This is a genomic window from Bacillus luti, from assembly GCF_009739945.1.
In the GTDB taxonomy this organism is placed as follows: domain Bacteria; phylum Bacillota; class Bacilli; order Bacillales; family Bacillaceae_G; genus Bacillus_A; species Bacillus_A luti.
In genome coordinates this window covers 2,148,211-2,175,112 of sequence record NZ_CP040336.1, presented here as the reverse complement: position 1 = coordinate 2,175,112, position 26,902 = coordinate 2,148,211, and the positions used below count along the sequence as shown (strand labels likewise).

The following is a 26,902-nucleotide window of genomic DNA, read 5'->3' as shown; positions in this document are numbered from 1 at the left end:
ACTTATCCGGAGTAAAGAGTCCACCTAACCCTGTCGTATCTGTGGAATGTGAAACTTGGTAAGCCCTATGTCATCTGCGCAAGCAGTAGGATGACTGTAAAGTCAAACGATGTGGCAGAGGGTAAAGGATATAAGAGAAAGCAAAAGCCGCTAGCCGAAAGGAAACAGGAAAGCATAGAAATATGTATAACTGAGCGGATATTGTCGTCCTTACGGACAAACCCATGACAAGCCTGAAAGGGAGCCCACTTCTTATAGGTCTTCAACATGGAAATACATTTGTAAGTTATCTTCTGACGAATAGGAGCGTGCAGTTATGAACACCTCAGAACGAGCGTCGGCGCACGTCTCGTATACAAACTGGAAAGCAGTTCAGATGTATGTGACGAAGTTACGACAAAGAATTTACCGTGCCGAACAGTTACAGCAACAAAGAAAGGTAAGAAAACTTCAACGCTTACTCATGAGAAGCGAAGCAAACTTACTGTTATCAATTAGACGAGTAACACAGCAGAATAAAGGAAAGCGAACAGCAGGTGTTGATGAACATACAGCCTTGAGTCGCAGAGAAAGAAATCTTCTCTATGAGCAACTCAAAAAGTTAAATACGCTACAACACCGACCAAAACCAGCAAAACGTATATACATTGTGAAGAAAAACGGAAAATTGCGACCGTTGGGCATCCCAACTATAAAGGATAGGGTATATCAAAATATAGTGCGAAATGCCCTTGAACCACAGTGGGAAGCCAGATTTGAAGCTATTTCTTACGGGTTTCGTCCTAAGCGAAGTACCCATGATGCCATACGAAGCATTTTCAATAGAATCAACGGGGGCACAAAGAAGAAATGGATATTTGAAGGAGATTTTCAGGGCTGTTTTGATCATCTCAACCATGAGTGGATACTCAAACAAACTTCTTACTTCCCAGGAAGAAAACTATTGAAGCGATGGCTCAAGATGGGATACATGGAGCAAAGCTTTTTCGCGGAAACGCAAGAAGGTACTCCGCAAGGAGGAATTATCTCGCCACTTCTCGCTAACATTGCCCTTCATGGAATGGAAGAAACCTTGGGAATTACTTACAAGAAAAACTATAAAGCTAATGATAGTTATATTATGAATCCTGCTTGCAAATTTACCCTTATCCGTTACGCAGATGATTTTGTGGTCTTAACGGAGACAAAAGAACAAGCACTCTCTGTATATATGAGACTTCGTCCCTACTTAAAGGACAGGGGATTGGAATTAAGCCCTGAAAAGACGAAGGTTACACATATTGAGGAAGGATTTGAGTTCCTAGGATTCTTGATTCGGCAGTACCAAACTGAACAGGGGAATAAACTGTTCATCAAACCAAGTAAGGGCAGTAGACAGAAAGCGAAGAAGAAAATTGGAGATACTTTACGTGTCATGAGGGGTCAACCCATCGGAGAAATCATCCGAGTGCTTAATCCTATTATCAGAGGATACGGGCAATACTGGAAACATGTCGTTTCTAAGAAAATCTTTGGTACAATGGATAGCTATATCTATTGGAGAATCGGCAAACATCTTCGACAGCTCCATCCAAAGAAGTCGTGGAAATGGATATATGCAAGATATTACAGGCATCCACATCATGGTGGAAATGCTTGGACACCAACCTGCCCGAAAACAAATATCCAACTCTTACATATGTCATGGATTAAGATTGAGAGACACAACATGGTGAAATTCAAAAATAGTCCTGATGACCCAACATTGAAAGAATACTGGGAAAAAAGAGACCGTAAGGTATTTGATACGGAAAACACGATGGATAGAATGAAGCTGGCTAGAAAACAAGGTTACCGCTGCGCTATCTGCAAAACTCCACTACAAAACGGGGAAAAGGTAGTCGTAAAAGACATGCCTGTTCCGCAACACCTCATATTGTCTAATTTAAACTTAAAATTAGTTCACTTACCTTGCCTATACTAAAGGGACTGAAATCGGATAAAAAGAAGGCTTGAGCCGTATGATGGGAAACTGTCACGTACGGTTCTGAGGGGAGTTGGGGGCAGCGATGCCCCCCGCTTACCCGACTAAATAAGCTGTCCATGTGGACAGCTTATTGTTTTTTTCTTAGCCTGCAAAATTCGCGTCTTGTTGGCGGTACTCCATGTCCATCAACCTAACAGATCAGGTTGCCCCAAAACGATAAAATGAACTTCATTGCTATAAAGGACTCAAATTTTTCGTTTTGGAGCATTATAAAATTTTAACTTGAGGGTGATGTGTTGGGCCCCCAAACAGTACGACTTTATTTCAAAGACACAACGATCTTACTACACACTTTTATTTATCCCACACTCTCATCTGCTAGTATTACTATTTTTTATTACTAATGTTGCCGTTTCACTCGGATGGCTAAGAGGAAAATGATGGCCATATGGAACAAAATCAACCTTACCAAGATGCGATGGAGCAGAGTAGCCTCTGTCATAATCCCCCCAAATAATGTGAAGATTATACTTTGTTACTTCATTGAAATCACCTTGATCGTTTTTCAGTAGTAAACTGTTAAGCTGAACCGTAGTATTTAAAATTCTAGGAGAAGTAAAACTGTTACTTATTTTTTTAATATAATGTTCAGGGATGCTTTCCATACTTTCAAACAAACCATTACTTAATAAATATCGCTCTATCAAATTAGTAGTTGCCAATTTTAATGTCCATTTGTTCATAAATTGAGGAACATTTAGCGATTTAGCATTTTTTTTAACAACAGGTGGCTGAAGTAAAGTGATTGAATACTTCTTATCTATGTACTCTTGTACCAATGCCTCCAGAAGAATAAACGCACCGAATGAATGGCCAATTAGATGTGCACCATTAGTAGCTTTCTCCAATAACTTTTTCACTACATTCAAATAGACATCTAGAAGATTTTTCTCTCGTTTAAAAGGAGAGCGTCCCAAACCTGGAAGATCCAAGATCCATACAGGTTGACCAGTTTTTTCATGAAGCTCTTGTGCTAAAGGAAATAAATCCTCTCCATCACTCAATAAACCATGTAATAAAATAAACGGTTTACCCTCTCCTTGTAATTGGTAAAGGGTATTGTTATCGCATAATGTTCGTTTAAATAAATGATTATGCTGGCCATTTTGATACATCATTCGATAATCCAGATCAGCTACTACGGCAGGGAAAAATTTCATTACACTCGTCTTCTTAAACCAATCTCCTCCCATAATTTTTTTCGCTGAAACATTTGAAAATTTTCGTTTTGTAATAAAATTCAGTCCATCAGAAGGAATTTTTGTTATTTTACTTACCCCACTATTCATAATTGCTTTCATAAGTGGCATTGGGACAGAGATTTTTGGTGCCCTCATATTCATACTTTCCGACATAATACTTAATAATTCAGCAATGTTCTGATCGTGCTGTTTGTCTTCAACAAGTGTATATGTTTGAATAGTCGGTTGTTCCAATCTGAAAACCTGCACAATAAACTTCGCAAGCTCATCGTTTGAAATAAGTGGTAACCTATATCCCTTACCTCCAGGAATCACTGGCATGAGCCCTCTTCGCATACTCATCACAAGCAAACCTAATCCTGCTATCTGCTCTGTACTCCCTGTTTTACTACTACCGACTACAGTTGGCGGATTAATTACCGAAAGCGGATAACCTACTGCTGATGCGTGCTGACGGATATAAAGATCTGCTAAAAATTTTGTTCTCTCATATGGATTTTTTATTTTTAAATAATTATTTCCTTCTTGAAACACATCAATTGCAATCTTGCTATTTTTATCATCAAAGGGACTCATATAACCTACAACATGAATAAATTGTTGCAAGCCCTTCAATTGATGAATACTTTTAGCTAATTCACTAATGTGTTTGGCGCCATTTAAAAATACGGACGCTGCCTCTTTACTTGTCGTTTGAATATCCATGGGGCCTCCTGCGTGAATAATCACATCCGTTTTCAATACCCTCTCCTTATCTTCAGCACTTAGACCTAAATCTATTTTCGTCAAATCACCTTCAATAAAGTGCATAACTGCCTTTTTTAAGATGCCTCTTTCTTGAAAAATGCGTATTGCTTTACTTTTCGACCTTACTAAAAGAAGAATTTTAACATCTTCTTTGGCTAATTCTTTCACTAATTGCTTTCCAATAAAGCCTGTTCCACCAGTTAAAAATACTGTTCTCATATAAAATCCCCCTTTTAGTACTAATCAGTACTAATTTAATGTAAAAAAAATGCTTCTTTTATCGAAGCAATTTTAAAAAATGATCTGCTGTTTTCGTGATTACAGTTGCATCCTTCAATGTTTCTGAAATAAATAACGCTCCTTCAAGATTTGTAATAAAAAGTGATGCAACCTCATCAATATTAATCGTATTTCTGAATTCTCCATTCTCTACCCCTTGTTTAAGTAATAGAGAAACTTTCTTTTGTAATCCTGTAAAAAAAAGACCTATTTTTTCTTTTATTTGCGTGGCCTGTTTAGGACTTTGAATATAAAGAGTAATAAATGGACAGCTCCCCTTATACTCTCTCGACTGAACTCCTTGTGATAATTGTTTTAAAAACAGTTGGATACGATCTTCAACTAAAAATTGGGTCTGAGAAAGTACGTCATCAATTGCAGATTGATACATTTCAATCCAATAATCAACGACCCCTTCTAATAATACTTCCTTATTAGAAAAGTGATAATACACATTAGACTTTGAAACTTTACTTACACGTACTAATTCATCCATACTTGTATAAGCAAACCCTTTTTCTAAAAATAATGTTGCAGCTACTTCAATCACACGTTTTTGATTCATTAATTTTACCTTTGTCATAACTAGAACTATATAGTACTAATTTAAATGTTGCAAGCATTTATGTTAATTTTGAAAAAATTTAATTAAAAAAGTTCCACTAACATTGATTTTACTGCAAAAAAATCTTATTTTGAATAAAGTGAAACTTTAATCATTGGGGGTTTTCTTCATCCCCCAATGATTATTAGTTGAACCAATCGGACTTTTATGGGCAGCCCGACCCCCACCTAACTTCTTTGCTTTCGCTGCATTTTGAGGTGGGGGTCTTACTGCCCATTAAAGCGGGATAAAGTTGAACTGACCCCATGCCCCTCAACTTAAGAAAAAGAAACGCACCTAAAACGAAAAAATGAGAGACTTCTAATAATAGCTATCTGTAGAGAAAGAAAATTTTAATTTAGGGAGATATGAAAGTATTAGCTTGATGGTGATGTGGCGATACCCCATATAAAGAAATTTTAAACATCTTAATCTGCCTTTCCCTTATGTAAATATGGGAATAATGAAATTACCCCAAGGATAGCTAAACAAGCTCCAATCCATAGCGGAGATACAAAACCATATCCTTTACTAATCCCAAGACCACCTAGTGACGAACCAATAACAATACCTAGCGTAATAAAAGAACTATGAACGGTATTTATCATTATTCCATTACTAGCTGTTTTCATCACCCTCGCAACCATAGCTGGATTCAATGCTACACCAGTTAAACCAATAAAAATCGTAGAAATCACTGCAATGTATTTATTCTCTGCACTTAAAGCAAATACAGACAACGCTATGATTAATATAATTAATCCACCCATAAGTATTTTCATTGTATATTTATCAGCGAACTTGCCAATTATTATATTCCCAATTACTGTCGCACTACCATAGAGAGCAAGTAAATATGGAATACTTGCACTTGAAAAGCCTGTGACATTTGTAAAGATCGGAGTGAAATAACTAAATGCCGCAAACGTACCACCAATAATGAACATACTTGTTACGTAAGCTGCCCAAAGATGAATATTCTTAAATCGCAGAAGTTCGTCTTTCCAATTTAATTGCTCTTTATTTGAAGATGATGGTAACAACCGTTGAATCATAATCCCTGATACTAGCACAAGAACAGAAACAGCCCCAAAACTAATACGCCAGCCAAAATATTGCGAAATAACGGTTGTTATAGGTAAACCTAATACAGTTGCGAACATTAAACCTGCAAGTACAATTGATGCAGCTTTTCCCCTTGAATCAGAGTGAACCAATGTCGCAGAAAAGGAAATCGCAACTCCAAAAGCTGAAGCTGAAGCAATACCAGTTATAATACGTGAAATCATCATAATATCATAGTTCCAAGCAATAGCTCCGAGCGATTGACCAATTAAAAATACGAACATTAAAAACAATAATGCTTGTTTGCTGCGCATTCGTAAGAGGATTGCAGTTAAAATGGGGCCTCCTATTACCATTGCTCCTGCATAAGCTGAAATTAAATACCCAATAGATGATACAGAAACCTGGAATGCAAGAGCAAGTTCATTCATCATACCTGCAACCATAAATTCTGATGTAGTCATACAAAAGATTGCTAAAGCTAATAAATAAATAAATAAATAATCGATGGCATAAAAACACTCCTTATTCATTATTGTAATGATTGGTACAAAAATAGTGCAAAAAAAGAGCGCACTAAGCGCCACAAATAGACTCCACTGCTCCTTTGATAACTTGTTCAGACAACATCCGATTTTGCATCGATACATTAAGAACACGGAATCCGTAATAACTGCTTAAAAGCAGACTAGCTAATTCCTCAGCTGATTGCTTCTTTGAAATTTCACCTGTTTGCAATCCTTCCTCCATCACTGTTACAATAGCTTGTTTAAGAAGTTCAACATGCTTCGAGAAAATTTCTTGTACCATTAAATCGTTTTTAGCACGTTCTATACTGGCATTAATCAATAAACATCCTTTTTGATCAACATTCTGAAAGTCTTCTTTCAATGCCCATTCAAAAAAATTACTTAATCGTTCTTTAACTGGAATTGGAGTATGTAACAATTTCCTTTGTTCCTTAATCCCAATTTCATGGTAGCGTTCTAATACTTGTTTATACAGTTCATGTTTACTACCGAAAGTATTGTATAAACTTCCTTTTCCAAGTCCTGTATCACTGCATAAATCTTGTGTAGAACACCCTTCATATCCTCTTAACCAAAATGTTTTCATTGCAACATCTACAATTGAGGAATAATCAAACTCTCGAGGTCTGCCGCGTTTATTCAATCTTTTCCTCCTCTCATTTTAAAGATAACATGAATAGAATACTCTTTTTTGTACCACGCGGTCAATAATTTGTTTTATTGTTACTGTAAAATAAAATTTGAATTTTAGATTATGAATAATTAAAAATAGCCCCCTTATTCAAGTTGCCTAGCGAAAAAATCACGTTTTAATAGACTTCTTTATCATGCATACCTTTCTATAAATTACTAGATATGAAACAAGGATCGTTTCATATCTAGTAATTCACTTGATTAGCTTGATGGGTACGGAATAGTGCCCCTATAAACAAAACCCACCAGAAACATCTAAAATCTGCCCTGTTACCCAACGACTATCAGGAGAAGCAAGGAACGCTACTGCATCTGCAATATCTTCAACTTGCCCTATTCGCCCGAAAACAGATGAATTCGTAGCAAAATTTCGTATTTCTGGATTATCTAGCAATTTCGCATTAATATCTGTCTTCGTATATCCAGGCATAATTGTATTCACTGTTATACCTCTTTCTCCAAGATGTTTCGCTAGAGGAAGTGTCATCGTATTTAATGCACCTTTACTTAAACCATATGCAATAGACCCTGTAAAACCAAGTCTTACTTCAGCTGATGAAATGTTAATAACGCGCCCCTCTGCTCGTAGTAACGGTAATGTTTGCTGAATTAAGAAGAATGGTGCTTTAATATTTACAGACATAATTTCATCAAAAACTTCTTCTGTCGTATTTTCAATCGTTCCTTGTGTACCTATCCCTGCATTGTTTACTAAAATATCAATCTCTGATGCACCAACTCTTATTTGTAATTCATTCTTCAATTGTTCTACTAACTTTTTGACACCATCAACTGAATTGAGATCAGCTTCAATTAAGAACGCTTTTCCTCCATTAGATTCAATCTCACTAACCGTTTCATGTGCAGCTGCCTTATTTCGGCCGTAGTGAATCGCAACTAATGCACCGTCGTTTGCCAATCTCCTCGCAATCGCACGACCAATACCACGACTCGCCCCTGTTACTAACGCTACTTTCCCATCAAGATTCTTCATTTTTTCCATCCTTCCTAAATTTCCGTTTAATAAAACCTATACTTATATTTTCATGTAAACACCAATCATTTTAAATATAGATTTATAGGTAATTTAGTTCCTTTACTTATGATATTATAGTTATAAATTACAATTTACTTTAGAAAATAAATCAAGGGAGATAACCCAATGCAAAACACAGTAAAACTGGATGAAATCGATCACAAAATAATGAACTTGTTGTATGAAAATGCGAGAATTTCTGTTTCAGAAATAGGACGAATTATATCCATGACGCAACCTGCTGTAAAAGAGCGAATTAACAAACTTGAAGATCAAGGAGTTATAGCAGCTTACCGAACAAAATTTGAGCCTTCCAAAATTAATAAAAACATTCAAGCATTCATTATGTTTAAAACGAGCCAATGCTCTGATTTTATCCAATATTGTAATGCCGCTCCCGAAGTAACAGATTTATATCGAATTAGCGGGGAATTTAATTATATGATGAAGGTCATGAGCGAGTCGATGGATTCCCTAGCTGTATTTTTAGACTCTTTAATGCAATTCGGATTATCGTCTCCTTTAATTGTTTTAAAGAGTGAGTTTGAGGAGAAATTGTCGTTCTGATAAAGGGATACGTATTATTCTCGCTAACAGTAAAAGTTTCTCCTTTTTGAGGAAAAGCAGCAAAATCAATAATTAGTAAACAAAAAAGAACATTGATTTTCCAATGTTCTTTTTTACATTTCTGCTTATTAATTAGATTCCCCGTTGAATAAGTTACCCTTACCCCTGATTCCTCTGCGCCTCTCTAAACTCCTCCTTCACCTTCTCTAACAACCCTTCTTCTGTAATTAATCGATAAGCGGTATTCGCTAATGCTTTTGCCGATGTAATTAATGCTTTATCGCCTAGTTCTGAACGTGCTGCTTCTCTAAATTCATTCGTATGCGCAATTAAGTCATCTGGGCCGATTTTAATGTACGGGTGAATGGTCGGTACGACTTGGCTTACGTTTCCTGCGTCTGTTGAACCAATGCCCACTCTTTCTTTACGATTTACGTCTTCACCTTGTAATTCTAATTCTTCTGCTACGACGTCGTTATATGTTTTTGTTACGAGTAGTTCATCGATTTCATTTTGGAATTGATGGATTTTTACTTTTGTACCTGTTGCTAATGCTGCTCCCTCAGCGATATTTCTTACTTTCTCTGTTACTTCTGCACATCTTTTTCGCGTTGCTGCACGAATGAAGAACCTAGCTGCGGCGTAGTCAGGAATAATGTTAGGTGCTTTTCCGCCCTCTGTAATAACACCATGAATTCTTACATCTGACGGAAGTTGTTGGCGAAGTGCGTTAATACTGTTGTACAGCTGGATAACCGCATCTAATGCGTTAATCCCTTCTTCAGGTGAAGCTGCGGCATGAGCTGTTTTTCCGTAAAAATGAAAATCAAGTGGATCGACCGCTAATGATGGACTCGTTGTCGCTGTTTTTCCACTCGGATGAATCATAAGTGCCGCATCAATGTTTTTAAATAAACCTGCTTTTACATAACTTGATTTCGCACTACCATTTGGCCCACCTTCCTCTGCTGGTGTCCCAAACACGACAACTTCTCCGCCGATTTCTTCAAGCGTTTCTGATAATGCGATTGCTGCCGCAACGCTAATTGTCCCAATTAAATTGTGACCACACGCATGACCGAGTCCTGGTAAAGCGTCATACTCAGCTAAAAACGCGATAACTGGCCCTTGTTTTCCTGAACTTTTCCGCGCGATAAATCCTGTTTCATGTCCAGCTATATTGTGCTGCAATTGGAACCCTGCACTCCCTAGCAGTAAACTTAACGTTCTTGATGCATAAAACTCTTGATTACCAATCTCCGGATTCGCATGAATATTATGACTTGTTTCTATGTACTTTTCCTTATTTCTTTCTATACTCTCTTCAATTGTTTTTCTTTGTGACGTTACTCCAGTCGCTCCCATTGTTCTTCCTCCTTTTATTTTCACGTAAAAAAGCCTCTTTCTAAAAGATAGAAAGAGGCTTCTGCATATACAGTCAAAATGAGCTTCTTTCTTATCTTTCAAGTTACCTTGCTGGAATTGGCACAGTATTCATAAAGAATCCGCTGCCGAGGTATCATAGGGCCAGTCCCTCCACCTCTCGTGATAAGAATTTTCATAAAATTATATTAAATTATTTTCATTCTAAGTTCATTCCGATTAAAAGTCAAGGAATTCCTATCCGAATTTACCGAATATCTAAAAATCCTTTTAGTACACCAATTGTTTCTGGTGCTTGCAGTCTTGCACATACGTATGGAAACTCCGTACTACCTTCAAATATCATTTGAGATGTGAGTGGTGCGCCTGCCCAGAAGATTTCATCATCAATTACGATAAACGGGAATGCTTTATTTTGCCTTTGTAACTTTACATTCTTCAACGGAACTGGTCCATCACTATACACTGTTATTTGCGCATTTGTACGCATTAACGCTTGCCATACTCGTTTATCCACTTGTTTTGTACTTGGAAGTGAAATGATAATTTTTCGTTTTGCGGCTAAAATATCTTTTAATACCCCTTTCGGCTCTTCAAGATTCATTTCCATATACCAGCGTAATCGTTTCGAAATTTTTCGCTCCCACAATTGTCTTGATGTCGTGCGATCATACACATCTCCGTGACGTTCTATATGAGCTGTTAATTGTGATAACGCTTGTTTTCTCGATAAGTTTTTACGCATATAATGGCAATCTGATAATTGAATGAACTTTCCTCTCGCTCTCGTTACCGCTACATTGACGAGGCGATGGTTTTTATGGTCAAAGAATAACACGCCAGGTCGTTCTTGCGGATAACTATCCACCGTATCAAAGATCATCATATCTCTTTCAGAACCTTGAAACTTATGAACGGTCGCTGCTAAAACTGGTATGTGTCGATACTTCGTTTTCTGCAACATTTCTCTAATACACGTTGATAAAAAACGAGACTGTGCTCTGTAAGGTGTAACGACACCGATCGATTGAACACCGTCTAACAGTCCGATTAACATCATTTGCATCGCTACTAAACCAGACATAATATTAAAACGAGAACCAGAAGCAGCGTCTTTTAATGAAAATGCTCCCATTAAACTCGTATCAAATAAAACACTCGCCTCATTTGCGAACGGCTGCAATTGCGCAAGTTCTTTACGTTCTGAAACGGACGGATGATCGTATACTCTATTTTTATAAATAAATGAATTCGTAAACTTCGATATATCCGCATGCATACGTCTTTGTTCCTGCAACATAAAAAGGTTCGGATGTGCTTCTGATTTATTAACAGACTCAACAATCCCGGCATGGTAAAACATATCTTCGCCAAGCCATTTGCGAACGAGTTCATGGTTTGCCATCGCAATTGGAGGTAACTGTAAGAAGTCGCCACAAACGACGATACGTTTTCCAAGTGAAGCAGCTAATGCGATTTGCGGAACGAACGCCATACTCACTTCATCTACGACAACTAAATCAAATGTACGTTCATAAATAAGTGAATCAATGGCACATTTCGATAAAGTCGCGCCGATTACTTTCGCATTTTCAATGTATTCTTTTTCTACTTCTTTAATTTTTGCTTTTTGCTTTCGAAGATCACTTTCAATCTCTTGTATACGCTTCTTATCAGCAGATGTCGCTTTATATGATAAAATCTTTTCACGAAGCTCTTGGCGTGTCTCTTCTAAATAGAGTCTCTCCTCACCCCAAGACCCGTTCGTCGTTTCTACTAACTTCGACGCAAGTAACGTTTCATGATTTCGTATATGTTCATGTTGACTATAACCGTAACGAACAATTTCACCAGGCGTCCATTTCTTTTTCTTTTCAATTTGCTTCGTTACTTCGCTCATTAATACATCAACAGCCGCGTTACTATGAGCTAACACAAGTACCGATTTTCCTTTTTGATAATGAGCCGAAATAATACGCGATAAATTGTACGACTTCCCTGTTCCAGGTGGTCCCCATACGTACGTTGTCGGATTGTAAAACGAACGATACGCCAATTCATTTTTCGGATTTTTCATTTTTTCAAGATGCTTCGGACTGCTCGTTCCGTCTACAAGACGTTTTATACGATTACGTTTTAGCTTATCTTGACGCGCTTCTTTTAATCGCTCTTGCAGCTGTTCTAGCAATTGCCACGGTTCACTATATAAAACCGCTTCTCGTATTTCACCTTGTATATAATCATTTAATTTCAGTTCTATTTCTAATCCATGTACAGATAATACTTCCCCTGTCGCTTCCTCACCATCGAACTCAATTCGAATTGGTGAACCTTCAGGTAAGCTTACTTCCGAAATAAGCTGAAATACGTATACTGTATTCTCATAATCTGTATATAAAAAACGACCGTTCATGATAGAAATTTTACTACCGCCAATCGTTTTCCAATGTTTAATTTCATACGCTAATGCATAATGCCACTCTTTCATCGTTTCCGATAATGAAGGAGTTTGAGTAGGTGTATTCATCGTATAATCTCCTTCCTTCTCCCCAAACATACTTTCTCACTATACCATATAACACCCTAAAAATTGTAACAATTATATCTTGCTTATTTTCTTAATTTTCAATATTATTTTATATATAATTTTCAGAAAGAAGGTTCGCACATGCCAGTTAGAAGAATTGAACACGTAGGACTTATGGTCGCAGATTTAGAAACATCTATTTCATTTTATGAAAAAGTAGTTGGCTTACAGCTTATTAAACGTATGGGACATCCAGATCCAAACTTAAAACTCGCTTTTTTAGGTGTGGAAGAATCAAAAGAAACGATACTCGAATTAATTGAAGGCTACAACTCTACCCTTCCAGCAGAAGGAAAAGTGCATCACATTTGCTTTAAAGTAGATTCGTTAGAAGATGAAATTGAAAGACTACAGAAACACGGCGTAACCTTTTTACTAGGAGAAGAAATCGAAACATTACCAGATGGAACACGTTACATATTCTTCGCTGGTCCTGATGGAGAGTGGATTGAGTTTTTTGAGACGGAGAGATAAAGTAAGACTTTATTTTACGGGATAGAAGTATTACTTCTAATTATTATCATTACTTTGGATTTAGCAGTCATATTTCATTATAGAAATAAAAAGAAATAGGATATTCTCTCCTATTTCTTTTCTTAATGTTATAAAAATCTTTCAAATAGCTCTAACTTGCACAATGCTTCCCGTTAATATAATACGCTGATTCTGTGAAAACCGTAAATACAACCTCTACTTCTGGAAGTCCAAAATCCATTACATATGTAGTAATGGCCTTGGCAAATCGATCACGAATTTCCTGTCCACGCTCAAACCATTTCACTTCAATAAGAGGAAACGCTTCTATTTCTTCTCCATTGAATACAAACGTAGAACTTGGTAGTTCCAAGGTAAAATTATCCGTACCACACTCACAGATATCTGCGAGCTCTTCTACTAATGGCTTGCTTATGCTTTTTAATTGTTCAGTAGTAATTCCACGAAACACAACATGCGGCATGTTAATCCCTCCGTTAGATAGCTTTATATTTGCTCACATCATAACACAATTTATTTTGCTGCACTAACCTCTATTGGTACATTTCAATGACATTATTAAGAATGATCATATGTTATTGAAGCTTTTCATTAAGAATATAATCAGGAGTTAGTAATAAAGCAAAATCCTCTACACTATGGTTGAACTCCAAATCAAGATATTCGTAAAATTTTATCGACGATTTTTAATTACCCTCAGAACATAAAGCATAACTGATTACTGATAATGACGCTTTATGTAGATTAAACAGATGGATAGAGATATACAGCTCTTCTTTTATGGTACACTTCAATAAAAGGGGGTATGAGGTTTGAAAAAGTGGATTAAAATCACATCAAGTTTAGTTATTGCTATAGCAGTTGGTATTTTTACTGGTTACAAAGTCGGTACATATGCAGGTTCAGACGTTAAGGAAAAGCAGACTGATAGAATTAAAGGTGAAGAGGTAATACTTGACCTCAATTCTGATCGTCATATAATCAATGCAATGCACAAAATGACTCATCAAAAAGTATTATCTCACGAAAAGCAAGGATTTATTAAAATGACTCCCGAAAACATCGAAACAGTACGTCGAGTAATTGATGAAAGTAATAGTGGAACCTTACAACATAAAGAACAGTACCTCAAGATTTTGGTTCGTTGGTATGAAGGCGATTTCTCTCAATCCGTTGAGGAGCATAATTTATTATGGGAATGGGACAATAACAGCACTGGTCAAGCATACGAATTAGCGACACCTGAACAAGAAGAAGCCTACATTCTAGAACAAGGGAAGTCTGAGAAACAATAACAAAAACAGGCCTGTTATCAGGTCTTTTCTTGCATTTTTTTTCGTTATATTCCTTTAAAAATAACTTTAATCATACCATCTTCGTTATTCCTAGTTACTAAACAATAGTTATGTTCATAATTTTGTAACATGTATAGACGGGTATATATGTTATAATTACTTTAGCAAATTAAAATAAATTTGCATTTCCTGTGCCCCTTACCTCCCAGTAAGGGGCGTACCCTTTTACAAATCATTATTTCAATACAATTTTCAAAGTACTTTTACATCAATTTCACAAATTGAAGAACTCTCATATGTTACATCCTTTTTTCAAGGAACTATATGCTGATACACGAATCCCTATCTATATAGGGATTTTTTGCGCGAGCCCCCCACCATCAATTTAAGAATTAAAAAAAGAAGGGGATTATCCCCCTCCTTTTTAAGCTTGCTCCGAATATCGGAATTATTTAATATAACCACGATTCAGTTCCGTTAACTTTTCATTGATGTTAAAAATTCTTACTCTAATATCTTTAACACCAGCTGCTTCAAGTCTGTTCTTGTGCATTTCAGCGTATTTTTCAGCATCTTGTTTTTCTTCAAATACATAAATGCCTCCAGCTTCTTTTGTTTCTTCATTCTCAGTCCATATTTTCCAGTGGAATCCTTCTTCTTCGTTAATACTGTTTGCTAAATCCCAAAATGCTTTTTCCATTTTTTCACCAAAAGGATCTTCAAACGGAAAATCAACTTGTAGTCAACTACCCCCACTGAGATACAAAGTTTCAGTGGGGGCTTGAGTTTGAATGCTAGGTCTTTTCGTCTATCACTAGACTGTTTGACGCTCTAGCATTCATGCCACCTTATGGTAACACCCCAAGTATGTTTTTGGTTGGTACTGGCAACGAACGATTGTTTTCCCACTTGCACCACCCTTTCGAAAAAGAACAATTCTTCCTTATGGAAGAAGCCACCACTCAGATGAACCCGGCGTGTGCTACAAGCCCCGACAAGTCGAGTACACATGGATGGTTGACGCACCCACTAAGCTATGCGCGAAGCAACAGCCTTACGTTTTTGCACTTCTAATAGAATCGGCGTTTTTACCTTGAGATTGTCATCTAATTCTACAACTTTTGATTTTTCCAATGTATTCAGCGTACCATTAATATCCGCGTGGATACATGTTCCTGCTTTACTTTGATACAGACCACGCGTGATTCGTTTGCCACTAAAGCGATAATGAGTTCTATCATCCTTAGACCAAACTGGAACCGGATCTTTATCAAGAAAACTAGCTGTTAATTACTTTTGACAAATCAATATTTAGAACGAAACAAAATGTGAACATGGTCTTCATCGTAATTCTTTTTGGTCCAAGCAGCCAAATGATTATGATTATCATTATCTAATTTCGTTGTCCTACGATATATTCCCTCCTTATCTAGGGCAGATTATATCGTAAGACAAAAGAAACAAAATTGTTTCTTCTACCCGCTGACAGTAATTCATCTCCACCTGAATTGTTGGGCTTCACCCGTAACACAAATCAGATGGAGTCTGCTTGCCGAAAAGGATAAAAAGAGATTTATTTAGACTTGAGATTCTTGCCTATATATTGAACAGTTTTTCTCCACATGAAAGTAAGCAGTTTTTTCATGAGTACCATGATAATACATTGTAAGCTTTTAAATCAATCCGGTTTTCATCTGATAAAATCAGAAACGATAAGTTATTTTCCAATGACAGATTCCTTAAGAATTGTCCGGTTAACTATTATTTATCTAAATATATTTATATTTCTAATTAATAAGTAACGCTACTAGTAGTGCCGACACACTCAAGATGCACGTTAAGGTACGCGTATGATTCAGCAACGTCCAACGGGTTTCAAATCCGACTCTGAGTGCATCCCATCCAGAATCCCTTACAGGTAGTTCAGCTGAGATAATCGCTCTATTCATCGGAAGATTTCCTGTGAAAGTGATCAGTAGAGTGGCAATATAACTAATCAGTGCGATTAATCCTAAAATAACTTTATCAAATTGCTGTAGATAAACAGCTAATACAACAAAACCGATCTGCGCTATAAGAGCTCCATTTGAAATAAAGAGAAAAATCGGATTAGCCACTGATGAGGTAAAGTGTCTAACCGAAAGAACGAAGGTACGATCATCCGAATTACGCAGTCCAGGCATGACAGAATTAGAGTATGCAAAAACGGTTCCAGCAACAATACTTGTTGTCAATATAGCAAGAAACGCTAAGATTTTGAAAAATAATAACTCATTCATACGTTTTCACACCCCTTATCTATAATATAATTACAAAACGATATCAACTTGAACGCATGAAGTTTAACAGTTTTCAGTTATGTTTAAAAAATATGATACAAACTTATCCCTAAACTAAGGACAAACAAAACAAGCGCAGGTATCGCTTTCTTAAAAGGATCTCTCGCTAATACAATAAGAGTTAATGCAGCTGCAAGCATCGTACCACCTAACAACAATCCTGCTAATAAAGCTACTGTTGGAATCCAAATTCCTATCAACATTCCAATCGCTCCTACAATCTCAAAAGCTCCGGTTAAGAAATTAAAAAACGAGGGTAAACCAAATCGCTTGAACTCATCTGCCATTTTCCCAGATATAATTTTCGTACCTGTCATTAAAAAGAAAACAAACAATACTACTTTTACAATATTGATGAAAACTAAAATAGTAATCACACCTTTCTTATTATTTGATAAAAACTCAGTATTGTTCAGGTAGTAATCACTACCCGAACCCTATTCCCTGAGATTGACCATAGGGAAGTCGCTTCAATTTTAAAGAGATAAAAAATTACATGCTATAGCATATACAATACAAAAATTTGACTGATACTAGGTAAAAAAGTGATCCTGAATCAAATATCATACAAAATAAAGCTATCTCCATCATTCCTCAAAACAAACAAATCACATGCTATAGCATGTATAATACATAAAACAAAGTTTGTTCCTTATGAATAGCGTAGCATCAATAAGGAACAAATGTTAATAGCGTGTATCATACAATTTGTTTAATAACGATTGTAATACTTTAATTTCTTCCTCGCTCAAATTACTCGTAACGAAATGGTGAGCGTCTTTCACTACAGGCAAGATTGTTTTCTTTAACTCGTCACCTTTTTCAGTTAAAAAAAGGTTATGTGAACGCCTATCTTGGTCATTCAAAGCCTTCTTTACAATTCCTTTTCTCTCCATTGACTGTATCATTCTTACGACAGTAGTTTGATCTTTATCAATGGCTTCTGCTAACTCTTTTTGAGTAGTAGCCCTTTGGCTACAAAGAACACTAATAATTCCCCACTGCTCTGGCGTAACTCCGAAAGGCTTTAATTTCTTAGTAAAATAATTAGTCATTTTCACATCAGTACGATGAACAAGATAGCCTATTAAATCATGTAAATTCATGTATCACCTCTATAAATTAAGACATAAAAGGATATAGCATACCAGTCAATTATTCACAGTGAATTTATTTGTTTCATTAATTATATGCTATGACATATATATTAAATTAGGTCATTTTAATTGTCAAATGAATTACCTATTTCTCTACAGTAACAGTCCAGCTTATTTAAAAATAAGAAAATCCCGTATTCAATAAAAATACGGGATTTTTATAAATGAGTTATTCACTTATTCGAAAGAAGTTCATTCGTTACATATTACTTATCTAATTAAGAAACATTCATATACCAGCCCAAACATCTTTTCCATATCGTCCTTCATCTTGCACGCGTTCCAACCAATTCCTTGCTTCTTGTTCACTGACTTTATGAATTTCTTGATATGCTTGACAAAGGGTGTCTTCTACGTCAGGAGCCATTTTACTTCCATCACCACATATATAAAGATGAGCCCCATTATCTAATAACGAAATTAAATTGATTCTATCCTGTTTTATTAAATGCTGTACATATGTTTTAGGATGTCCTTCTAGGCGAGAAAAAGCTGTGTGTAAAGAGATTAATCCATCTCTTTCATCATTTTCTAGTTCTGTACGATAGAGATAATCCTTTTCAGGATGACGACAACCGAAATATAGATGTGCTTGTCCTAAGTTCATACCTTTTTGCTTTTGAACACGTCGTGCTTGTAAGAATCCACGGAATGGTGCAATTCCAGTACCTGGCCCAACCATAATAATTGGTGTTTCTGGATCTTTAGGTAATTCAAAGTTTGATTGTGGCGTTCGAATGAAACAGATAATCTCATCTTTATTATGACGCTGAGCTAAGTAATTAGAAGCGACTCCTTCATATGTCCCTTCCCCACTCCATGCAGGCGCATTAACAACACCGACCGTAATGCTCAGACGATCCTGTGCAACGAGTGGAGAGCTTGAAATAGAATAGTAACGCGGTTTGAGCGCAGGAAGAAGTTCTAAAAAGCGTTCAAATCGGATTTCACAAGCCTCATACTTTTCAAGAAGGTCCAACATTGAAATCCGTTTCTTTAATATCTGGTCATGATAAACTCCGTCTTCCAATAATGATTCCAATTCCTTTTTATGAGGAGGGCATGCTGTGAATGTCACCATTTCTCGTATTTGTGCTCGAGTGGCTGCTTCTTGAACTTCAACACTGTAACTAAGAAGGTCATATAAACTAACAGGACTGTCTAAAGGTATGTGATTGACACTTCGTCCACTTGCACTCAGTATGACTTGATCCTTCCCGTTTAATCCAAAGCGGTTTAAAATTCGGTTAACATTTTTCTCACTATTAATTGGCAGCACCCCAAGGTGGTCACCTTCTTGATACGTAGCGCCTTCTGGCAAGGATATCTCAATATGTCGAGTGCTTCTTTCACTGCTAGATGATTGAAGTTCATGATTTTCTAGTATAGATGCATAAACTGCTTCATATGTTCGCGCAAGAGGAGATCCTCCAAGACGACTAACAAATTGTAAACTTAATGTACTGCGTTCTTTCTCAATGTTTTTGTTAAGTTCCAATCCAAAAGCCTTCATCGCATCAGACCACATACTTTGTTTCCATTGCTCGAGCTGTTCCTCGAAATCACCACTTGCATCCGCTTCTCCACGTGTAGAAAATCTTGTTGCTCCTTTTTGAGCCATTTGCTCATCAATATATCTTGGAATCCGCTGATAGGTACTAGCCCAATTATGATCTCCACAACCAAAAACTGCGTATTGAACACCTTTTAGCTCATCCGGTTTTAATTCCTCCAACCACTGCACAAACTGTCCTGCATTACTTGGCGGCTTTCCATTATAAGAAGAAGTTACAATAAGAACCGCCCCTTCTTTTGGCAGACTTCCAATTCGATCGTTAAGAGCTACCACTTCCGTTTTAACACCTTCTAAACTAGCTGTATCCGCTAGTTCTCTTGCAATACCTTCTGCTACCCCTGTATCCGAGCCATACAGAACAAGAAGTGACAGCTTATCGGCTCCAATAATAGAAGGCGTCTTCTGAACTTGCCGTTCGATTTCATCAGTTTTCAGCTTCTCCCCTATAGGTGCAGGGACAGTAGGATGGCTGATAGTTTGTTTTCGGGGTAGAATCCTAATCTTAAAATCACCGGGCTTTAGCGTTAATGTTTGTTTTACGTCCAGCTGATAGTCTTGATAATCGATGAATTCAAAATGTTGAAGAAGCATTCCCATTACGAGAGTGGCTTCATGAAGTGCAAACTGCATACCGATACATGCTCGTTGACCATTTCCAAATGGCTTATAAGCATGATGAGGAACCTTATCCAGCTCTTCAAATCGTTCAGGCTGGAATTCTTCCACATTGTCTCCCCACGCGTCTTTATCCCTATGTAGCTGCGGAATAAGAACGGAAATACGATCTTCTCCTTTCTTAATTGGGTATTTCCCCCCAATTACTGTATCTTCTTTTGCATAGAGACTGAATGCTGGAGCAGTAGGCCATAGACGTAGTGATTCATTTAAAATCATCCGTATATACTTAAGCTTCATAACTTGTTGGTATGTTGGAATGGGATCTGTTAAAACCTGATCTACTTCTTCATAGGCTTTTTTCAATTTATCTGGATTCTTTAATAAAAAATAGATTGCAAAAGATAACAATCCACTTGTTGTTTCATGCCCAGCTATTAAAAAGGTAATAATTTGGAAACGAATATTTTCATCATCTAATTTTTCACCAGTTTCCGGATCCTGCACATTTAACATACGGGAAAGCAAATCATTTTCTTCCTGATTCCCATTACTTTTACGTTCAGCAATAATATTATCTACTAAAGAAAACATGGATTGAATATCATGTTGGAATTGACGTTTCGTTCTCCACATGAGTTTGTCTTCTATATCCAGCCGCTGCAATTGGTGCATCGCCTCATCTAGAGCACGGGTCATGCTAGTAATAAAAGGATGAGGGGTCTCACGATAAAAGCTATTAAATCGGTAATTAAAACCACATAGACCAATTGTATCTAATGTAAGGCGAGTCATATCCTCTGGAACATCTACGTTTTCATTCGGATTCAGTCTTGCCCATTTTTGAACGAGTTGTACAGCAATATCGACCATCATAGCATGGTAATCTTTCATTGCCCGTTGGCTGAATGTAGGCATCAAAATATTATGAGCTTTTTTCCAGTTAGGCTCGTGAGTCTCGCTTGTAAATAATCCGTCTCCAGCAAAGGCACGAACCTTTGCTAAAGCACCATCTATACTTTTATCGAACCGTGTTTCATCACAGACTTCTGCTACCAGTTCATGTCCCGAAACGACAATGATAGTATCACTTAAAGTTTGAATTTGAAAAATGGGACCATACTCTTCCGCCAGCTTAATAAACGATAGAGTCGGTTTATCTTTATTGATTAATGGGAGATTCCCCAGCGGTCCATATGTTTTCGGCTGAGGAATGGCAGATACTTTTTTATCCATTAAAAACACCCTTTCAAAAAAGCATGAAATAAAGTGAAACTTTAATCCGTGGGGGTTTTGTTCATCCCCCACGGATTATTAGCCCTCACCAATCGGACTTTTACGGGCAGTTAATTCCCCACCTAACTTCTTTGCTTCCGCTGAATTTTGAGGTGGGGTCTTACTGCCCGTTAATGTGGGATAAAATATCCCATTCAATAAAAAGAAGATAGCAATGAATCGTCTGGGATAAAGATATGTAATTGATTACCTTATTTTATCTTTTCCCTAACTATTCACGATTATGATATTGCTTATAAGGTTGGTAATCTAAGTTGTTTGTTGATATTAGATTTATAACTTGTAGAAAAAATACTAAATTAAAAAAGAGCGAATTATTATAATGTTTATCAAAAATTGAGAGCTAAAAATTGTAGTATTGGGAAAACCAGTAGTTTCTAATGTCAATTCAAACAAATACGATAAGCAAGTATACTGTGTTGCTTATGAAAAGGATCTGGTATGAATACCAGATCCTTTTTCGCTATGTGTAATTATTTCACTGTTTCTTTCAGTTCTTTCCCCGTTTTAACTGTCAGCTTCTTAGTAGCAAAACAACTTGTAGGAATCATTATGTAGAGTTTTATTTCACTCTACCGATTTAATCTCTCGACTGCTTCCGGGCTTGTATCTACACGTTTAACGAAAAAAACTAATAGTAGTGCAACAACATTCATGCCAAGCGCTACATAGAATGAATATTGGATTCCGGATAATAAAGCCTTCTGAGTTAACATTGCCTTCGTAGCTTCTGTGAAGGTTGTTGGATCTAATTCAGACATTAGACTTTCAGCTTTTGTTTTTGTTACTGAATTCATAATCGTAACAAGAATAGCAGTACCAATCGAACCGGATACTTGTTGAGCTGTATTATTAACAGCTGTACCGTGTGGATTTAAGCGAGTTGGCAACTGATTAAGGCCATTTGTCATAAGTGGCATCATCACCATCGCCATCCCAAACATCCGCAGCGTATAAATAAGAATAATATGTGTGTGACTAGAGTCGATTTGCAGGTTTGCCAGCATATAAGTTGAAACAGCTGTAATGGAAAGTCCTACTATACCAAGAATCCGCGGTCCATATTTATCAAATAGTTTACCTGTAATTGGTGACATAACTCCCATTATTACCGCACCTGGAAGCATCATCAGCCCAGAGCTCAGCGGCGAAATACCGCGGACATTTTGTACGTAAGCTGGTGTTAAAATCATACCCGAAAACATGGCCACTGCATTGACAATTGCAATTACAGACGCAAGTGCAAACATTGGGTACTTGTAAACACGTAAATCCAATAACGGTTCATTCATTTTTAATTGACGGATAATGAAAGCAATTAGGGCAATAGCGCCTATGATTAAGGTTGTTAAGACGACTTTATTCGTCCAACCATCGGAGCTTGCAGAACTAAACCCATATAACAAACCGCCAAAACCGACAGAAGATAATAGTAATGAGAGGTAATCAAGTTTTGCATTTTTGTTTTGTCTCATGACATTCTCCGATTTCCAAATCCCTAACAGTAAGCTAATGATTGCTAATGGTAAAATCATTTCAAAAAGCAAACGCCAGTCATAGTACTCTACAATATAACCTGATAGTGTCGGTCCAATGGCTGGGGCTGTAATCATAACTAATCCAAAAATCCCCATTGCTGTTCCCCTTTTTTCTCTTGGAAAGCTTACTAGCATAATATTCATTAACAAGGGCCCCATAACTGAAGAACCTGCTGCTTGAACCATCCGACCAGTAAGTAATAAACCGAAGTTCGGTGCTACAGCCGCTAAGGCCGTACCAAGAATAAAAATCACCATCGATGTAATAAATAAGCTCCTATTGGAAAAGCGGGTTATTAAAAATGCCGATGCCGGAATTAATATACCACTTACAAGCATATACCCTGTAGAAAGCCACTGGATCGTTGAATAATCTTTAATGTCTAAATCCTTCATTATTGATGGCAAGGCTACATTTAAAAGTGAGTTATTTAGAAATGAAACAAATGCCCCAATAAAAAGGATTACAAGCATTAAATATGGTGGTTTTCTTTTATGTAATGTTTCACTCATATATTTATTTGCCCCTTCATTATCAATTCCATTGATTAATTTAACTCGTTTGCATATTTGCACGAGAATATATTACCCTTGCAGTATTTTGCCAAACTCTTCGAATGGATATTCTCTTTTTAGCAATTCTACTTACCCAACTTAAAATTTTGAATGAATATGTAAACACATTAGTTAACCAAAATTAAATTAGACTGAAATAAACAAGAGGAGCAAATGAAAATACCCTTCTAAAATAAATCAACAAGACCACACACCCATTCCTTTAAATACAGGCTTGTAGCTCTGGTTATGTAACCATCCATAAAAAGGAATATTACATAGGCTAAGTCTAACATTACATTTTTAAAGTGAGGGGAATAAGCTTATGCACCAATATTGTTATTTGAATTCAAAGGGAAACGGGGAACAATATAATAACCATATTTCAATATCATCATTATATTCACAGCCCCAAATAACTAAAGCTGAGGGAATGAATGGTCTGAAGATTCCTGAGAATTGGAGTTATCGAGTCTATCCATTTGGTTGGAATTCACCAACCAGTTATACGGGCTTCAATCCCCAATCCCCTCCCTTCTCTTGGGGGCAGCCAATCCATTATGCAGGGATGATGCCCCAAGGACATCCTGTTAGTTGGACTCCATTACCAAGCCATGCAGGTTTTAATTTTCAAAAACCTCCCTTCCCCTGGGCCCAACCATTCAATCATACAGGGATGTTCGCACAAGGGCATCTTGCCGCTTTACTATCACCGCCAGCTAAAGCTTTTAAATTTAATACCAATAACTGGGGGGCTTTCGGAAACTTTCCAGGATGGGGAGGACAGATAAGTCCCATGGGATGGGGGAATAACGGAGGTTACGGTCAGCCAGGAATGCTTGGAAACTTACTTACAGTAGGAAAAGGCACTATGAATGGAATTGGAATGCTTAGTAGTCTAATGGGTATGGGGAAGTTCTTCTTTTAGTGAATTAGAACGAGAGGATAGGTCCATAGCCCCGAATTAAAAACACTTCCTTTTCATTGATTTAATCCTCTCAAACATGCTTCTACTACTCCCTCCACGTTCGTTTCCTCGTCTTTAAAATTATAAAACATCAAGAAAAGGCATTCCAAACATGGAACGCCTTCTTTCACTTTATAAAACCTTTCAACAATCTGAAATATTCTACTTAACAAAATCACTCATGTAACGAAAGAAATTAGTTAATTACATAACGCTCTTCTAACTTTTCTTGCGAAATCTAGTGGATCATCAACGTCTTCGATATTAACGTAAATCAAATTTGGATTATCACATAACCACTCGTTGTGTATAGACGAAACGATTATTCCTTGTTTAATAATTGTAGCAACAAATTCCGTAACTTCCTTTTGTAAGAGCGCTACCCGTCCTAGGCATAACGCTCGTCCAGTTTTATAATCTCGTGATTCGAATGAGAAGGATGTTGTTACCCTAAAACGTTTTCCTAAGATTGTTGCTTGTATTTCATCTCGATTTATTGTTGCCACACATTTCCCGCCGGCGAATCCTTCTTGCCCGCCGATAATTCTTGCAAACTGTTGACAAATTAATTCATCATTACATGCCATACCTTTCATCATCTCCCCTTTTACTGTTAGGTTATGAATGAATACATAGGTCTGAAACGGTAATGAATCTATTTCGTTACAAAAAAGATGATAGTATACGAAATTAGTAATAAAATTTTCGTTATCGATAGCAAGAAAAAAAGCAGAAAATCAAGATTGATTTTCTGCTTTTTTCTAAATTTAAAACTATTAATATTCTATTTTCTAGTACACGATAACTGGATCATACGTGTTCATACTATCATACACAGTTTTTGCAACATTAGGTAGAAGGTTCACACACCCACCTGATCCGCCTGTTAAATAGGCATTATTTGCCCAGTCTTTTCGCCAGCCGGCATCATGGAACCCTTGACCGCTATTTGTGAATGGAACCCAGTAATCTACTTTAACTGCATAATCAGCTTTCCCTACTGCGCTACCTCTTAGCGTGTATGGTGTTCGTTTGTATAGAACGTACCACACACCTGGTGATGTATCTTCACCCGTGCTATGTTTACCAGTTACTACATTTGTTGTGACTACTAATTTCCCATCTTTATAAATCCAAATTTGTTGATCTGCAATGGAAACTTCTGCATATGTGTCTCCGATGCCATTATTCGATGTTGTTTCATAGCCGATACCTTCCTTCTTCCAACCATTTCCGTGAATATTAGAAGCAGAAAGCGATTTTTCACCTTTCTCAAAGGTTTGTTGAACTTGTTTTGTCTCTTTTTCAACATCTAATGCCCAGCCGTATCCTTGCCCTTTTACTGATATGACCGAACCAGAATGTGTTTTAAAAGCGAAGTCTTTATTTAATGTAGATTTAGCATTATTAATTTCTGTAATCTTTTTCTTAATGTCGCTCGCATCGATTGTCACTTTCATATCCTTTGACATAGAGGCATTTTGAATTAAATCTTTCGCTTTTAAAGGATACACTTCATTTTGCACTTTATATTCAACGGACTGCCCAAGAAGATTCTGTAGTGCTTTCTCCTCTTTTTTGATAATCGGATCGTCTTCTTTAATAGGCTGTATGTATGTAGACTTCAAATGAATCTCACTTTTGTGCTTCTGCTTGTCGTAATCTTTCAGTAGACTCGTAACGTCATACTGTTTTCCATCAACACTTTTCGAGATAACAATTTTTCCTTGTTCAAGCTTCGCCATAGCATCTTGAGGCGCCTTTAATTTTTCATTCATAGAGATGAGCTTTTCTTCTACAAGCTTTTTCATCGTTTTACTACGATACTGATCTACCTCTTCTGGTAGCAATGAATAATTTTTTTCCTTTCCAGAAGGGAAAAATGTCCACTGACTTTTTAATAGTTTCTCAACTTGCGGCAAATCTTTTTCCGTAAGTTCCGTTTTTGTCTCTTTTTCATCTAAAATTTGCTGTTGATCGACATAAACTTTATTTGCTAGTCCAGAAGTTTTTAATTTCTGCATTGCCTGATCAGCACTCAGACCACCGACTTTTGTGTCGTTAATCGTAACATTTGAATTGAAGTGCGTTGCCTGATAATAACTCATTCCCCCACTGAGAAGTGCAATTACACCAATACCCGCTGCGATTAGCTTCCAATTTGTAAAACGTTTCCTTGATCTTACCCGTGTTTTATCCACTTCTTCAACTGATTCATTTACTGGATTGTTGTTCATCAATCTTTCCCCCGTATACATTAACGTCAATCGATTTTAAACCAAAACCATTGACTAGTGTACCTTATTTTTCCTGAAATTTCATTATTTTTGACTAAATTTTTAAGTAACAG

The 26,902-nt window shown here is 36.8% G+C and carries 21 protein-coding genes, 1 pseudogene and 1 riboswitch; of the genes and pseudogenes, 5 read left to right on the top strand and 17 right to left on the bottom strand.

Features of this window, described 5'->3' with window-relative positions:
- Positions 1-316: 316 nt before the first annotated feature.
- Positions 317-1,963 carry a group II intron reverse transcriptase/maturase gene (gene ltrA, locus EUC40_RS11125; protein WP_001097732.1) on the top strand — a complete coding sequence of 549 codons (1,647 nt, stop codon included), beginning with the start codon at positions 317-319 and terminating at the stop codon, positions 1,961-1,963.
- Positions 1,964-2,337: 374 nt separating this feature from the next.
- On the opposite strand, the gene EUC40_RS11120 is transcribed toward ltrA, so the two are convergent.
- From EUC40_RS11120 to EUC40_RS11100, 5 genes are all read right to left on the bottom strand, one after another.
- Positions 2,338-4,194 (bottom strand): alpha/beta fold hydrolase, encoded by a 1,857-nt coding sequence (locus EUC40_RS11120; RefSeq protein WP_156575088.1) that lies wholly within the window; start codon positions 4,192-4,194, stop codon positions 2,338-2,340.
- Positions 4,195-4,252: 58 nt separating this feature from the next.
- The gene (locus tag EUC40_RS11115; RefSeq protein WP_063259541.1) at positions 4,253-4,819 is read right to left on the bottom strand and encodes a TetR/AcrR family transcriptional regulator; all 567 of its coding nucleotides are present in this window, start codon (positions 4,817-4,819) and stop codon (positions 4,253-4,255) included.
- Between the two features lie 467 nt (positions 4,820-5,286).
- Positions 5,287-6,456 (bottom strand): MFS transporter, encoded by a 1,170-nt coding sequence (locus tag EUC40_RS11110; protein ID WP_156576933.1) that lies wholly within the window; start codon positions 6,454-6,456, stop codon positions 5,287-5,289.
- 43 nt (positions 6,457-6,499) lie between these two features.
- Positions 6,500-7,096, bottom strand: coding sequence for a TetR/AcrR family transcriptional regulator (locus tag EUC40_RS11105; RefSeq protein WP_156575086.1), 597 nt, complete (start codon positions 7,094-7,096; stop codon positions 6,500-6,502).
- 279 nt (positions 7,097-7,375) lie between these two features.
- The gene (locus tag EUC40_RS11100) at positions 7,376-8,140 is read right to left on the bottom strand and encodes an SDR family oxidoreductase (protein WP_156575084.1); all 765 of its coding nucleotides are present in this window, start codon (positions 8,138-8,140) and stop codon (positions 7,376-7,378) included.
- 168 nt (positions 8,141-8,308) lie between these two features.
- Here EUC40_RS11100 and EUC40_RS11095 point away from each other — a divergent pair, with 168 nt between their 5' ends.
- A complete protein-coding gene (locus EUC40_RS11095; RefSeq protein ID WP_156575082.1) occupies positions 8,309-8,749 on the top strand; it encodes an Lrp/AsnC family transcriptional regulator in 441 nt (146 codons plus the stop codon).
- A 159-nt stretch (positions 8,750-8,908) separates the two neighbouring features.
- On the opposite strand, the gene EUC40_RS11090 is transcribed toward EUC40_RS11095, so the two are convergent.
- Positions 8,909-10,114, bottom strand: a complete 1,206-nt coding sequence (locus tag EUC40_RS11090; protein WP_156575080.1) for a M20 family metallopeptidase — start codon at positions 10,112-10,114, stop codon at positions 8,909-8,911.
- 88 nt (positions 10,115-10,202) lie between these two features.
- Positions 10,203-10,304, bottom strand: a riboswitch (SAM riboswitch).
- A gap of 75 nt (positions 10,305-10,379) precedes the next feature.
- Positions 10,380-12,689, bottom strand: coding sequence for an AAA domain-containing protein (locus EUC40_RS11085; protein WP_156575078.1), 2,310 nt, complete (start codon positions 12,687-12,689; stop codon positions 10,380-10,382).
- 111 nt (positions 12,690-12,800) lie between these two features.
- Between EUC40_RS11085 and EUC40_RS11080 the strand changes: the two genes are divergently transcribed.
- Positions 12,801-13,193, top strand: coding sequence for a VOC family protein (locus EUC40_RS11080; protein WP_156575076.1), 393 nt, complete (start codon positions 12,801-12,803; stop codon positions 13,191-13,193).
- A gap of 151 nt (positions 13,194-13,344) precedes the next feature.
- Here the strand turns inward: EUC40_RS11080 and EUC40_RS11075 are convergent, their stop codons facing one another.
- On the bottom strand, positions 13,345-13,677 hold the full coding sequence (locus EUC40_RS11075) for a DUF1904 family protein (protein WP_001120970.1): 333 nt from the start codon (positions 13,675-13,677) through the stop codon (positions 13,345-13,347).
- Positions 13,678-14,026: 349 nt separating this feature from the next.
- Between EUC40_RS11075 and EUC40_RS11070 the strand changes: the two genes are divergently transcribed.
- Positions 14,027-14,509, top strand: a complete 483-nt coding sequence (locus EUC40_RS11070) for a PRK06770 family protein (RefSeq protein WP_156575074.1) — start codon at positions 14,027-14,029, stop codon at positions 14,507-14,509.
- A 448-nt stretch (positions 14,510-14,957) separates the two neighbouring features.
- On the opposite strand, the gene EUC40_RS11065 is transcribed toward EUC40_RS11070, so the two are convergent.
- The 7 genes and pseudogenes from EUC40_RS11065 to EUC40_RS11035 all read right to left on the bottom strand — a co-directional run bounded on the left by EUC40_RS11065 (position 14,958) and on the right by EUC40_RS11035 (position 23,543).
- Positions 14,958-15,209: a monooxygenase gene (locus EUC40_RS11065; RefSeq protein ID WP_156575072.1), complete on the bottom strand. Its 252-nt coding sequence runs from the start codon at positions 15,207-15,209 to the stop codon at positions 14,958-14,960.
- Between the two features lie 329 nt (positions 15,210-15,538).
- A pseudogene (locus EUC40_RS11060) lies at positions 15,539-15,793 on the bottom strand (RNA-guided endonuclease TnpB family protein); the annotation flags it as partial.
- Between the two features lie 503 nt (positions 15,794-16,296).
- Positions 16,297-16,788: an anthrone oxygenase family protein gene (locus EUC40_RS11055; RefSeq protein WP_156575070.1), complete on the bottom strand. Its 492-nt coding sequence runs from the start codon at positions 16,786-16,788 to the stop codon at positions 16,297-16,299.
- An 83-nt stretch (positions 16,789-16,871) separates the two neighbouring features.
- On the bottom strand, positions 16,872-17,222 hold the full coding sequence (locus tag EUC40_RS11050; RefSeq protein ID WP_156576932.1) for a DoxX family protein: 351 nt from the start codon (positions 17,220-17,222) through the stop codon (positions 16,872-16,874).
- A 312-nt stretch (positions 17,223-17,534) separates the two neighbouring features.
- Positions 17,535-17,954 carry a MarR family winged helix-turn-helix transcriptional regulator gene (locus EUC40_RS11045; protein ID WP_071746565.1) on the bottom strand — a complete coding sequence of 140 codons (420 nt, stop codon included), beginning with the start codon at positions 17,952-17,954 and terminating at the stop codon, positions 17,535-17,537.
- Between the two features lie 280 nt (positions 17,955-18,234).
- A complete protein-coding gene (gene cypD / locus EUC40_RS11040) occupies positions 18,235-21,432 on the bottom strand; it encodes a bifunctional P-450/NADPH--P450 reductase (RefSeq protein WP_156575068.1) in 3,198 nt (1,065 codons plus the stop codon).
- A gap of 632 nt (positions 21,433-22,064) precedes the next feature.
- Positions 22,065-23,543, bottom strand: a complete 1,479-nt coding sequence (locus EUC40_RS11035; protein ID WP_156575065.1) for a DHA2 family efflux MFS transporter permease subunit — start codon at positions 23,541-23,543, stop codon at positions 22,065-22,067.
- 367 nt (positions 23,544-23,910) lie between these two features.
- Between EUC40_RS11035 and EUC40_RS11030 the strand changes: the two genes are divergently transcribed.
- The gene (locus EUC40_RS11030; RefSeq protein WP_156575063.1) at positions 23,911-24,513 is read left to right on the top strand and encodes a hypothetical protein; all 603 of its coding nucleotides are present in this window, start codon (positions 23,911-23,913) and stop codon (positions 24,511-24,513) included.
- A 239-nt stretch (positions 24,514-24,752) separates the two neighbouring features.
- On the opposite strand, the gene EUC40_RS11025 is transcribed toward EUC40_RS11030, so the two are convergent.
- Both EUC40_RS11025 and EUC40_RS11020 read right to left on the bottom strand, forming a co-directional pair.
- On the bottom strand, positions 24,753-25,151 hold the full coding sequence (locus EUC40_RS11025; RefSeq protein ID WP_156575061.1) for a DUF1259 domain-containing protein: 399 nt from the start codon (positions 25,149-25,151) through the stop codon (positions 24,753-24,755).
- A 192-nt stretch (positions 25,152-25,343) separates the two neighbouring features.
- A complete protein-coding gene (locus EUC40_RS11020; RefSeq protein WP_156575059.1) occupies positions 25,344-26,789 on the bottom strand; it encodes a L,D-transpeptidase in 1,446 nt (481 codons plus the stop codon).
- Positions 26,790-26,902: the final 113 nt, after the last annotated feature.

What these genes read in the sequence shown, in the direction of transcription:
- EUC40_RS11075 (WP_001120970.1), bottom strand. Translation starts at nt 13,677, where the DNA reads ATGCCGCATGTTGTGTTTCGTGGAATTACTACTGAACAATTAAAAAGC.
- EUC40_RS11100 (WP_156575084.1), bottom strand. Translation starts at nt 8,140, where the DNA reads ATGAAGAATCTTGATGGGAAAGTAGCGTTAGTAACAGGGGCGAGTCGT.
- EUC40_RS11025 (WP_156575061.1), bottom strand. Translation starts at nt 25,151, where the DNA reads ATGATGAAAGGTATGGCATGTAATGATGAATTAATTTGTCAACAGTTT.
- EUC40_RS11110 (WP_156576933.1), bottom strand. Translation starts at nt 6,456, where the DNA reads ATGAATAAGGAGTGTTTTTATGCCATCGATTATTTATTTATTTATTTA.
- EUC40_RS11045 (WP_071746565.1), bottom strand. Translation starts at nt 17,954, where the DNA reads ATGAATTTACATGATTTAATAGGCTATCTTGTTCATCGTACTGATGTG.
- EUC40_RS11055 (WP_156575070.1), bottom strand. Translation starts at nt 16,788, where the DNA reads ATGAATGAGTTATTATTTTTCAAAATCTTAGCGTTTCTTGCTATATTG.
- EUC40_RS11035 (WP_156575065.1), bottom strand. Translation starts at nt 23,543, where the DNA reads ATGAGTGAAACATTACATAAAAGAAAACCACCATATTTAATGCTTGTA.
- EUC40_RS11120 (WP_156575088.1), bottom strand. Translation starts at nt 4,194, where the DNA reads ATGAGAACAGTATTTTTAACTGGTGGAACAGGCTTTATTGGAAAGCAA.
- EUC40_RS11030 (WP_156575063.1), top strand. Translation starts at nt 23,911, where the DNA reads ATGCACCAATATTGTTATTTGAATTCAAAGGGAAACGGGGAACAATAT.
- cypD (WP_156575068.1), bottom strand. Translation starts at nt 21,432, where the DNA reads ATGGATAAAAAAGTATCTGCCATTCCTCAGCCGAAAACATATGGACCG.
- EUC40_RS11090 (WP_156575080.1), bottom strand. Translation starts at nt 10,114, where the DNA reads ATGGGAGCGACTGGAGTAACGTCACAAAGAAAAACAATTGAAGAGAGT.
- EUC40_RS11065 (WP_156575072.1), bottom strand. Translation starts at nt 15,209, where the DNA reads ATGGAAAAAGCATTTTGGGATTTAGCAAACAGTATTAACGAAGAAGAA.
- EUC40_RS11115 (WP_063259541.1), bottom strand. Translation starts at nt 4,819, where the DNA reads ATGAATCAAAAACGTGTGATTGAAGTAGCTGCAACATTATTTTTAGAA.
- EUC40_RS11085 (WP_156575078.1), bottom strand. Translation starts at nt 12,689, where the DNA reads ATGTTTGGGGAGAAGGAAGGAGATTATACGATGAATACACCTACTCAA.
- EUC40_RS11095 (WP_156575082.1), top strand. Translation starts at nt 8,309, where the DNA reads ATGCAAAACACAGTAAAACTGGATGAAATCGATCACAAAATAATGAAC.
- EUC40_RS11080 (WP_156575076.1), top strand. Translation starts at nt 12,801, where the DNA reads ATGCCAGTTAGAAGAATTGAACACGTAGGACTTATGGTCGCAGATTTA.
- EUC40_RS11020 (WP_156575059.1), bottom strand. Translation starts at nt 26,789, where the DNA reads ATGAACAACAATCCAGTAAATGAATCAGTTGAAGAAGTGGATAAAACA.
- ltrA (WP_001097732.1), top strand. Translation starts at nt 317, where the DNA reads ATGAACACCTCAGAACGAGCGTCGGCGCACGTCTCGTATACAAACTGG.